Origin of the sequence: Bradyrhizobium sp. LTSP849, from assembly GCF_000938255.1 — a bacterium.
Lineage (GTDB): Bacteria > Pseudomonadota > Alphaproteobacteria > Rhizobiales > Xanthobacteraceae > Bradyrhizobium.
The window spans coordinates 192,158-202,170 of record NZ_JYMR01000002.1 but is presented as its reverse complement, the minus strand read 5'-3'; the positions used below and the strand labels follow the sequence as shown (position 1 = coordinate 202,170).

Below are 10,013 nucleotides of genomic sequence, written 5' to 3'. Positions count from 1 at the left end.
TGTTGGATTAGTCCAATTGGTGCGTAACAGTCCTTATGGACAGCCATAAGCGCAGTACTCAGCTTGAACGGCTTGAGGTGGTCGAGACTGGTCGCCGGCGACGCTGGTCGGATGACGAAAAGCTGCGGATCGTGACCGAAAGCTTTCAAGCGCCGCGCGCGATATCGTCGACAGCAAGACGCCATGGCATATCACGTTCGTTGCTGATGACATGGCGGCGCTCGTTCGGTCCCGAGCCGATCAGCCCTCAAAGCGAGCAATCCGGCTTTGCGCGGGTCGTCCTTGCCGCTGAGGTCGAGCCGGCGGTTGCTGCCACAGCGACGAGCGGGCAGATGGTGATCGTCGTTGGCCGGGATCGTCGGGTGATTGTCGATGCGGGCGTCGATGCGGCCGCCCTGGCGCGGGTGCTGCAGGTTCTGGAGCGTCGATGATCCCAGTCTCTTCGAGCGCACGCATCTGGATTGCGACCGGCTACACTGACATGCGCAAGGGCATGCAGGGTTTGTCATTATTGGTGCAGGAAAGCCTTGGTCGCGATCCGTTCGCCGGAGATGTCTTCGTGTTCCGCGGACGCGGCGGTTCGCTGATCAAGGCCTTGTGGCACGATGGAATTGGATTGTCGCTCTACGCGAAGCGGTTGGACCGTGGCCGTTTTGTCTGGCCGGCGACGGTGGGCGGTGTGGTGGGGCTGAGCGCGGCGCAGATGAGTTATCTGCTGGAGGCGATCGACTGGCGCAATCCGCAGCACACGTGGCGGCCACAGAGCGCAGGATAGGCTCAAAAAAGTTCTGAGGTGCGGAAGAAAAGACGCCTCAAATCGCCTCTTTTGTGATTCCATCGGGGCCATGGGTGACGGCCTTGAATCGCTGCCAGACGACATCGAAACGCTGCAAGCGGCATTGATCGTTGCTCGGGCGGAGGCTGCGGCCGCCCGTGCCCGGCAGTCCGACGACCAGGCGTTGATCGCCCATCTGAAGCTGCAGATCGAGAAACTCAACCGCGACCGCCATGGTCCGCGCTCGGAGCGTACCGCGCGGCTATTGGATCAGCTTGAACTGACGCTGGAGGAGCTGGAGAGTTCGGCGACGGAGGACGAACTCGCCGCCGAAATGGCCGCGGCCAAAACCACGAAGGTGGCGTCGTTCACGCGCAAGCGGCCGTCACGCCAGCCGTTCCCGGAGCATCTACCTCGCGAGCGGGTGATCGTGCCGGGACCTGTGGCGTGCGCCTGCTGTGGCGGCGCGCGGCTGTCCAAGCTCGGCGAGGACATCACCGAGACGCTGGAGGTGATCCCGAAATCCTGGAAAGTGATCCAGCACGTCCGCGAGAAGTTTACTTGCCGTGATTGCGAGAAGATCAGCCAGGCTCCGGCGCCGTTCCATGTGCTTGCCCGCGGCTGGGCGGGGCCAAGCCTGCTGGCGATGGTGCTGTTCGAGAAGTTTGGTCAACATCAGCCGCTGAACCGGCAAGCGGAGCGCTATGCCAAGGAGGGCGTGCCGATCAGTCTGTCGACCCTGGCCGACCAGGTCGGCGGCTGCACCGCGGCGCTGGCACCTTTGTTCAAGCGCCTCGAGGCCTACGTACTGAGCGCCGAGCGATTGCACGGGGACGACACCACGGTTCCGGTCCTGGCCAAAGGCAAGACCGACACCGGCCGGATCTGGGTCTATGTGCGCGACGACAAGCCTTTTGGAGGGCAGGCCCCGCCGGGCGCGGTGTTCTATTACTCGCGCGATCGGGCCGGCGAGCATCCCCAGGCTCACTTGGCCAACTACAGCGGAATCTTCCAGGCCGATGCCTATGGCGGCTATGGCAGGCTTTACGAACCGGGCCGCAACGCAGGTCCGATCCTGGAAGCCGCGTGCTGGGTCCATGCCCGGCGGCCGTTCTTCGTGATGGCTGATCTGGCCGAGAATGCGCGTCGCAAGGCTCAGGGCAAGAGGCCGGCAGTGATCTCGCCGCTGGCGCTGGAAACAGTCCGCCGGATCGACGCCCTGTTCGAGATCGAGCGGACCATCAACGGTCAGAGCGCCGAAAGGCGCCAGGCAGTTCGCCGGGAACTCAGCGCGCCGCTCGTGGCCGATCTGGAAGCCTGGATGCGCACACAACGCGCCAAGCTCTCGCGCAGCAACGATGTCGCCAAGGCCATGGACTACATGCTCAAGCGCTGGAGCGCATTTACCCGCTTCCTCGATGACGGCCGCATCTGCCTGTCCAACAATGCGGCGGAGCGTGGCGTGCGCGGCATCGCTTTAGGTCGGAAGTCGTGGTTGTTCTGCGGCTCGGATCGCGGCGGCGAGCGGGCGGCGGTGATGTACAGCCTGATCGTCACCGCCAAGATGAACGACGTCGATCCGCAAGCCTGGCTCGCCGACGTTCTGGCGCGCATCGCCGAGCATCCCGTCCAAAGGCTCGACGAACTGCTGCCATGGAATTGGCGCTCTGCCATCCGGAACGTTGATCAAGCCGCCTGAGCCGAAAATGACCCGCGCGCGGTCTTCGCCGGATGCTTACGAACAGACCTTGTTTGCACAGGCGCAGCAATCAACGGCTTGCATGGCAAATCATGAAGTCGATGCCCGCCTTTGCCGGTGGTTATTGCGGGCCCGCGATCTATCGGGAAGCGATCATCTTCCTTTTACGCAAGAATTTTTGGGTGAAATGCTTGGCGTCCGACGCACTAGCGTGACCACCGTAGCGCGCACTCTCCAAGAAGCCGGCATGATCAAATACATGCGCGGCAAAATTGAAATACTTGACGTTGAAGGTCTGCGCGAAGGCGCCTGCGAGTGTTACGAAACGGTCAAAGAGCAACACCGGCAGTTGCTAGGTGAGCTGCCTGGTTCGCCTTAGCGGGTTTGCGGAAGCCAGGGACCGCTTTGGGTCAAAAGCGATGTGCTCGGCAGGCGGCTATGGGCCACGAGCAGACCTAGCTCTAAGATCGCCTCGCTCGAACTAAGCCCCAGCATTGGGGCGTATGTTGCGATCATCTAGTCCGCCCCTCGTGTGATGACTTTTTCTTTGTAGCGCGCTTCGTCAAACCGGATGTGGTCGCGACTTTCGATTGTAAAGATATCGTCTTGTGACGCGACAGCATCCAGAAAACGATGCGAGCGAATGTCGAGATTGACTAGTCCTTCGCGGTACGCGAAATGACTATGCAGATACTCAAAGGAGAACATCGCAACACAGTAGTTGTCGAAAGTCTCGAACCTCGAAAAATCAGCGGTCTCACATTCAGCTAAGGTCATAATTGGTCGGAAAAAAATCTTCGATGGGCCGGGAGAGCGAGTTGTCCAACGAGGCGGGTTCGGCTCTTGAAGTGGCTTCAGGACGCCGACTTGGATCAGCGCTCCGGCGGGCCATTCCCAGTGCCCCGAACCTTCGTGATAAAATGCTTCATGCAGCGTGCCATTTTCATCGGGAAGCGATGAAGTAAAGCCTATCTGTCGGTCGTATTCCATCTTTCGATAAATTTCGAAGAGAAACTCGTACATGAGCGCTGTCACTGAAGCGTTTCGCATTCGTTAACCTCGGTATGGACCGAGCTTTACGCCCAAAGCTATTCCGCCGATCCTAACGAATAGCGAAGCGGGGCAACGAAATGCCGGCTTTGGGTCACAAGCGGCAGTAGACGCCAAGCTGGATCGGCGTCCGGTTTGCCTTTGAGAGCCGACATGACACGTCTTCAAGCGACCTTCGGCTAAGAGCCACAACCGGACATCGCTCTTCAGAGCATCATGAGGTTGCGAACCCCTTCGTCCCCCTTCGTCGTCGCCCTTGCCGATCACCTGATATCTCCAGCCTTCGTTATGCAAAGGTTGCGGAGTTTAGGATTTTCCCGAGTAAGGCTTTGGCGATCCCGTAGACCGCGCCGACGTCTTCGTAGAGAACGCAAACATCAATCAGTGTTTCGGCGCTAATGTCTGAAGCAGCGATTCCGAATGAACTAAGCATTCCACTGACAAGGCAACTGTTGAATCTTTCCGACAGCAGAATTACCGTCGTAACAATGCCGTTATTTCCATCCGTGACAGTCATGGTGAGACACTTAGGACTCTCGGACGTCACCTGCTTTTCCAAGGTCTCTATCTCGTAATCCGAAAAGCCCAGAGACTTAAAAGCAGGCTTGTCATACTTTAACCGCGCGAAGACCTTCGTATCATGAACGATCGAAACAGAAGAGTTCTTTGCGGGAGTGTGGTCGATTGTTAGACCTGCGGCGGCGGAGAGACGACGTAGATCCTGCTCAACCAAAGACTGGCTATCGTATGAGAGGTCGCCGATATCAAAATAATTGAAGGATGAATCGCTTCGGGAAGCCGCGAGTTCGTTCCCAGTGGACGCATCTTTCTTCCAATTGAATGAGCCAAGGGTCTGCATACCCTGCGTGGTCGTGTCCTGCGCGAATGAGGGGATGAAACACCAAAGTACCGAAACAAGCGCTGCCGAAGCGACGACACCCCTGAGAGGACGTCGCTCTGGCTGGAACGCATGGATCGATATCGCCGCAAAAATGATCATTACAGGCTGCAAATGAATAGGACCTCCCAGAACAGCTCCTGTAGTGCTACACGTTGAGCGTGAAATCTCTCCGAAGCGTCAATAGACCGGCGAAACTTCTCAAGGGGCTGTTTGAGCGTCGATGGTCCGCTTCGGGCCAGCAGCGGACGCTGGGGGCGTTGAGGCTGCTCGGAGTCAGCGCTCGCGCCGATAGTGCATAGCGACCGCGCCGCTGCGGAGTGGCTTCGCCGAGACCAGCTTGAGCCGTCGTGCACTGGGCAGCCCACCCTGGTACAGAGTCGGGCCGTGGCCGGCGATCCTGGGGTGGACGAGGAGCTGATATTGGTCGATCAGATCCAGCCGGTCCAGCTCGGTTGCGAGTTTGCCGCTACCGAGGAGCACGCCGGCCGGAGTCGCGTCCTTGAGCCTCTGTACGCCTGTTCGCAGGTCGCCGGCGATGGAGTGGCTGTTGGCCCACGGGAAGTCCGTTCGCGTCGACGACACCACGTACTTCGGTTTGGCGTCCAGCTTGACCGCCCACTCGCGTATCGCCGGCGGCGCCTCCACGTCGCCGCGAGCGACCGCCGGCCAGTAGCTCTCCATCATCTCGTAGGTGATGCGGCCCCACAGCATCGCCCCGCCCTCGTCCATAAGGCGGGTGAAGAACGCGTGGGTCTCGTCGTCAGCAATTCCCTCCTCATGGTCGACGCAGCCGTCCAGGGTGACGTTTATGCTGAAGGTCAATAGTCCCATGCGACCAGCCTAAGCCATCCGCTCGAAAAGATGTAGGGCTATTGCTCGCGGTTCATGTTCAACTTCGGCTATAAGTCATTCGCGTCGGTTGAGCCCGACCTCTGTGATGCCCGGTATCCCCCTCTGAGCCGACATGACAGCGCGGCCGAAAATTGTCGCGAAGGGCCACTTTCGGACTCATGCGCCGCAACAAAAAGCGCCTTCAATATCGCCCTCGATCATCAATGTCCGGGATATATTCGGGGGATACTGACCGCTTTGTGAGAGATGATCCAATGGATTGCAAAGATTCTCGTTCAAATGGGGCTTGATCCCAACAACATCACCTACGACGCACTGTTTGATCGGCTGCTGGAAATTGTGCTGGCCAACATCACGCTCGCCAACATGTTTGCCTTGGTCGGCGCAATCTTCTTTGTCGCTACCTTGCTGATGCAGAGAATGGTGCCGCTGCGGGTCGCGAATATGGTCGGCTGTGCATTCTTCGCAACCTCTGGCGCGCTTTCCGGAAGCGTCGCCACCTTTCTGCTTTATCTGCTGTTGCTGCCGGTCAATGCCGTTCGTCTCCGTCAACTGCTCAGGCTCGTTAAGAAGGCACGTAACGCGATGCAAGGTGACGTGTCGATGGAATGGCTCAAACCGTTCATGACCGAACGCAGATATCGCCATGGCGACCGATTATTTAGGAAGGGTGATGCGGCGGCCGAAATGTTTCTCACCGTCACCGGGAAGTTTCTCGTCAAAGAAATCGGCGTCGAGCTTCCGCCAGGGCGTCTCATGGGAGAACTTGGCTTCCTTGCGCCCGACAACCGACGAACCGGAACGGTCGAGTGCATAGAAGACGGACAAGTCCTGACTATAACTTATGAAAGGTTGCTTGAAATCTACTTTCAAAGCGATCAGCAATTCGGCTACTACATCCTCCTGCTCACCAGTCAGCGTCTGCTGGAAAACAACGAGCGCCTCCAGGGAAACATCTCGCGGCTGGAAGCAACTCTCGCGCAAGAGAAAGCGGCGCGACAGACCCCAGCCGCGGATGGCACGGCTTGAAACTTGGCTCTTGATTGCTCCACTATTGGTGACAGAACTATCCCGACGCGGTGCAGGTCTCGCGAGGCAACGACGTCCGCTCGGGGTCAAACTGAGAAGAACTCAACGTGGGCAAATTGCGGCCCGCTCTGCCTCACTAAGCAGACTTCGATAAGATGGACCGAATTCATCGTCTTTGCGTCAGAATCTCATGGGATCGCTGTATCGCAATCAGCTTGGGCCCAAGCTGAGCATCATGATCGAGCGTGCCGGCCACGAAACCATGACCTACGCCAATTCTGGTACAAGTGCTAAGGTAGGTAACGACTTTTAACGCGTCGCTATCGAGTGTTCCCCTCACGACTCTTTCGACCCAAGCACTCATCATTGCCAATGGAGTATGGTCCGGAGAGCTAATGTCGGCTTCTCTGCTGACGATCGTCACCTCGACGATTACTGGCGCGTCGATTCCTTCGGGAATATGGTCAAAGAGCACGCCACGTTGCGAACTAGCCACCGCGCAGGCCTCTGCCCGGTCGAATACAAGACAACCAACGATCAAACAAAGCGCGCAAAGCCTTGTCATCTTCCATGTACGCATATTTGCACGCTGATCGCTAATCATCGCACCACGATGCCAAGTCTTCTTAAGGTCTGCAATGAGTCACTTGCCGACATCGCCGCAAGTCAGGCCTGCTCTACCTTCGCAAGCGAACACCCAGAATTTTGAGTAGACGCCCTACGCCCTTCGCATCAGCTTGAGCGACGCCGCGAGCCGCAGGCTGCGCTTGCCCGCAAGCGCAATGCCTTCAAGCTCGCCGCTATCCGACGTGCAGATGCCCGAGAAGCCGATTCCGACCTCGTAGCCGCCGAACACGGGATTGTCGCCCTTCGCCGGCGTGTGCTCCTGGTTGAGCATCTCGCCCTTCCAGCGGCCGTCCGTCGACGAATAGGAGCCGAGATAATAGAAGAACGCATCGCCGCCGAGGATGCGGCCGTCGATCAGCAGCATCACGCCGGAGAGGCCGGCATCGACACCGTCGAGCGCGCGCAGACTCATTCCATAGAGCCCGTTGGCAATACCGCCCTCCCCGATCGTGCCGCGTGGCGGCAGCGCCCCGTCGTCGAGCCGCGTGAGGATGGCCCAGAAGTTGCCGCCCGGCATGGTGTCCGCGCTGCCCTCGAGGCGGATCTGGCTGCCAATCAACCGGCCGCGTGCACTGATCGAGGCGACATCGGCCCCCATCAGCGGCTTGTGGTGGGGATCGTCGTTATGCCGTTCGGTGATGACCTCGGCGATGATCTCGCCGTCGCGCTCACAATAGGTGCCAAGATGCGCGAAGGCCGAATTGCCGCCGAGCATCTTGCCGTCATGCAGGCACATGATGCTGCGGCCGAAGCCATCGTGGATGCCGTATTCAACCTTGTAGAGTCCGTCCAGCAATGCAATCGACCCGCAAAATAAAAGGGAATCGCAAGGTACCTAGCACCGCCCCCGCACCTATGCCATCCGGCTTTTGCGCGCAGGGGCTCCGCGCCGAGCCAATCTTTGCATGATGCCATCATGCCCCTGTTTTGCCCGACGGGTCAAACCATCCTTCGTAAAATACGAAATAAGCGATTTCAACGACTTGGCTACTGTGCATGGGGTTGTTTTCGACCTTTTTGTTTTGGGCGATCCGGACCGGCGCTCGAACCTGACGGCGCGAGCGCGCGACAGAACGGCATGAACCAAACAGAGCCGTCAGCCGAGAAGCAGATCGCATCGATCGTCGCCAGCGCGGCGAAGCAGCCGCTGCTCGATGCCGCATTCGAGCTCTGGCGCTGGCGCTACCGGCTGGACTCCATCGAGGGGCGCCCGACTGCCGAAGAGATCCGCATCAATCGCACCCTCACGCCGGAGCAGTTCAGCGCGAAATACCGCTACGAGCGCGACCATGCGCATGAAGGGCCGATGTTCGACTACCTGAAGCGCGCGCATCCGCACGCCAGTGACGACGCGATCAGGCAGGCGATCATCACCGCCGTTAAATTCGAGGGCGCGGCGGAAGCGCATTTCAATTGGGATGGCGATTTCTGGGACTGCATCGTGCGCGCGGTGGCGCAGGCGGCCGCGCAATATCCTGATTTCCTCGAGACGACCTATCGCGACGCCCGCAACAATCTCGCCTACTACATGAAGTGAGCTAGAAGCACAGCGTGGTGACGAGCTTGCCCTGCTTGTCCTTGATCGCGTAAGGGCAGCGCAGCCGTTCCAGCGCCTTCTTGGCATCCTCGTCGCCGAGCGCGGCCGCACGCTCGTAATAGGCCTTGGCGGCGTCCTTGTCCTTCGGGCCGCCACGGCCTTCCTGCGCGAAGGCACCCATCCGCTCCAGCGCGCCGGGATGGTTTTGCGCCGCCGCCTTCTCGAACATCGCGCGTGCCGCGACGTCATCCTTCTCGCCGCCATTGCCATTGGCGAGCATCAGGCCGAGCTGGTACTGCGCCTCCGCGTTGGTCTCCGCCGCCCGCCCCAGCAGCGCACGCGCCTGCGCGGGGTCCGCCGGCGCCGCACCGCCTGCGCTGCCGAGCGCTGCGAGGTTGGAGACACCGCGGGGATTGCCGGCCTGCGCCGCCTTCTCGAACAGTTTTCGCGCTTGCGCTTCGTCCTTGGCGACGCCCGAGCCGGTGCCGTAGAGCACGCCGAGCTCGACCATCGCCGCACTTGAGCCCTTGTCGGCGGCCTTGCGCCAGGCGGCGATCGCGTCCGCCGTCTGCCGGTTGGCCGCATAGGCACGTCCAAGCGCGAACATCGCACGGCGCGAGGATGGCGCAGCCTGCTTGCAGAACTTGATGGCCGTCGCGACGTCGGAAGCCGCGACTTCCGCCACGCCTTTCACGTCGGCCGGCTTGTCCGGGTCGCTGGGATCGGCGGCGACACGATCGCACAGGACGAGGTCGGCCGATTGCGCATGCGCTGCGACAGGCACTGCGAGCGCGACAAGGATGGCACAGAGATAGATCCGCATGGGCTTCAAGTTGCGTCCACGTCCCGGCAAATTCAAGGCTCGAGTCCGGACTCGCGCAGCACAGGCGCGACTTCGGGCGATGCCAAATAGCGCAGCAGCCGATCGGCCGCCGAAGCATGCGTTGCGTTCGCCATTCGGCCGGCGGAAAACACGGCCGGTGTCTGCAAATCGTGCGGGATCGGGCCAACCACTTCGATGCCGTCGACCTGCTTCAGCTCGCTGATCTGCTGCACGGCGAGATCGGCCTCGCCGCTGACGAGCCGCTCGGCGGTAAAGCCCTGTTGCACGATGGTGGCCCTGGCGTTGATCTCGGCCGCGATCCCCATCCGCTCGATCAGCTGCGCAAAGTAGATCCCACTCGCACCGAGCCGTGAATAGGCGACGGATCGTGCCGCCAGCACCGTCTTGCGGAGCGCCGCTTCGGTTGTGATATCGGGATGCGCATGCCCTGCCTTGACCGCGATGCCGACATAGGAGCGCGCCAGATCGGCCGCGCTCGCCGCGACCACACGGCCTTCGCCGATGACTTCGTCGAGGCCTTCGCGCGTGAGGATCACGAGATCGGCGGCCTCACCCTCGCGCAGCCGCTTCAGCAGCGCCTGGGTCGGCGCGAAATCGGCGTCGATGCGGACGCCGCTAGCGGCCTCGTATGCCGAGGACAGGCTACGCATCGCGCCCATCAGGCCGAGCGTCGAGAGCATGCGAATTTTTTCCATGTGC

Annotated in this window: 13 protein-coding genes; 6 read left to right on the top strand and 7 right to left on the bottom strand. The window is 60.3% G+C overall.

The features are described from left to right. The first annotated feature begins 35 nt into the window (after positions 1-35). The 4 genes from tnpA (at position 36) to UB31_RS40155 (ending at position 2,853) form a co-directional block, all read left to right on the top strand. Complete coding sequence (gene tnpA, locus UB31_RS02240; RefSeq protein WP_044999804.1) at positions 36-431, top strand: IS66-like element accessory protein TnpA; 396 nt, start codon at positions 36-38, stop codon at positions 429-431. Continuing rightward, positions 428-775: an IS66 family insertion sequence element accessory protein TnpB gene (gene tnpB, locus UB31_RS02235; protein WP_044999806.1), complete on the top strand. Its 348-nt coding sequence runs from the start codon at positions 428-430 to the stop codon at positions 773-775. The genes tnpA and tnpB overlap by 4 nt, the downstream gene beginning before the upstream one ends. Before the next feature lie 70 nt (positions 776-845). Next, positions 846-2,474: an IS66 family transposase gene (gene tnpC / locus UB31_RS02230; RefSeq protein ID WP_044999807.1), complete on the top strand. Its 1,629-nt coding sequence runs from the start codon at positions 846-848 to the stop codon at positions 2,472-2,474. Positions 2,475-2,481: 7 nt separating this feature from the next. Next, positions 2,482-2,853 (top strand): Crp/Fnr family transcriptional regulator, encoded by a 372-nt coding sequence (locus UB31_RS40155; protein ID WP_245305934.1) that lies wholly within the window; start codon positions 2,482-2,484, stop codon positions 2,851-2,853. Between the two features lie 137 nt (positions 2,854-2,990). On the opposite strand, the gene UB31_RS02220 is transcribed toward UB31_RS40155, so the two are convergent. The 3 genes from UB31_RS02220 to UB31_RS02210 form a co-directional block, all read right to left on the bottom strand. Further along, positions 2,991-3,497 (bottom strand): hypothetical protein, encoded by a 507-nt coding sequence (locus UB31_RS02220; RefSeq protein WP_245305933.1) that lies wholly within the window; start codon positions 3,495-3,497, stop codon positions 2,991-2,993. Positions 3,498-3,810: 313 nt separating this feature from the next. Beyond that, the gene (locus UB31_RS02215; RefSeq protein ID WP_045009640.1) at positions 3,811-4,524 is read right to left on the bottom strand and encodes a hypothetical protein; all 714 of its coding nucleotides are present in this window, start codon (positions 4,522-4,524) and stop codon (positions 3,811-3,813) included. A gap of 174 nt (positions 4,525-4,698) precedes the next feature. Further along, positions 4,699-5,256: a dihydrofolate reductase family protein gene (locus UB31_RS02210; RefSeq protein ID WP_045000206.1), complete on the bottom strand. Its 558-nt coding sequence runs from the start codon at positions 5,254-5,256 to the stop codon at positions 4,699-4,701. A gap of 267 nt (positions 5,257-5,523) precedes the next feature. Between UB31_RS02210 and UB31_RS02205 the strand changes: the two genes are divergently transcribed. Beyond that, complete coding sequence (locus UB31_RS02205; protein WP_045009639.1) at positions 5,524-6,306, top strand: Crp/Fnr family transcriptional regulator; 783 nt, start codon at positions 5,524-5,526, stop codon at positions 6,304-6,306. 166 nt (positions 6,307-6,472) lie between these two features. Here UB31_RS02205 and UB31_RS02200 read toward each other — a convergent pair whose 3' ends face one another. Next, positions 6,473-6,910 (bottom strand): hypothetical protein, encoded by a 438-nt coding sequence (locus tag UB31_RS02200; protein ID WP_045009638.1) that lies wholly within the window; start codon positions 6,908-6,910, stop codon positions 6,473-6,475. A gap of 114 nt (positions 6,911-7,024) precedes the next feature. Then, a complete protein-coding gene (locus UB31_RS02195) occupies positions 7,025-7,729 on the bottom strand; it encodes a hypothetical protein (RefSeq protein WP_045009637.1) in 705 nt (234 codons plus the stop codon). Between the two features lie 282 nt (positions 7,730-8,011). Between UB31_RS02195 and UB31_RS02190 the strand changes: the two genes are divergently transcribed. Next, positions 8,012-8,470 carry a hypothetical protein gene (locus tag UB31_RS02190; protein WP_045009636.1) on the top strand — a complete coding sequence of 153 codons (459 nt, stop codon included), beginning with the start codon at positions 8,012-8,014 and terminating at the stop codon, positions 8,468-8,470. Between the two features lies 1 nt (position 8,471). Here the strand turns inward: UB31_RS02190 and UB31_RS02185 are convergent, their stop codons facing one another. Together UB31_RS02185 and UB31_RS02180 are read right to left on the bottom strand one after the other, a co-directional pair. Further along, the gene (locus UB31_RS02185) at positions 8,472-9,293 is read right to left on the bottom strand and encodes a tetratricopeptide repeat protein (protein ID WP_045009635.1); all 822 of its coding nucleotides are present in this window, start codon (positions 9,291-9,293) and stop codon (positions 8,472-8,474) included. A gap of 32 nt (positions 9,294-9,325) precedes the next feature. Next, positions 9,326-10,009: a substrate-binding domain-containing protein gene (locus tag UB31_RS02180; RefSeq protein ID WP_045009634.1), complete on the bottom strand. Its 684-nt coding sequence runs from the start codon at positions 10,007-10,009 to the stop codon at positions 9,326-9,328. Positions 10,010-10,013: the final 4 nt, after the last annotated feature.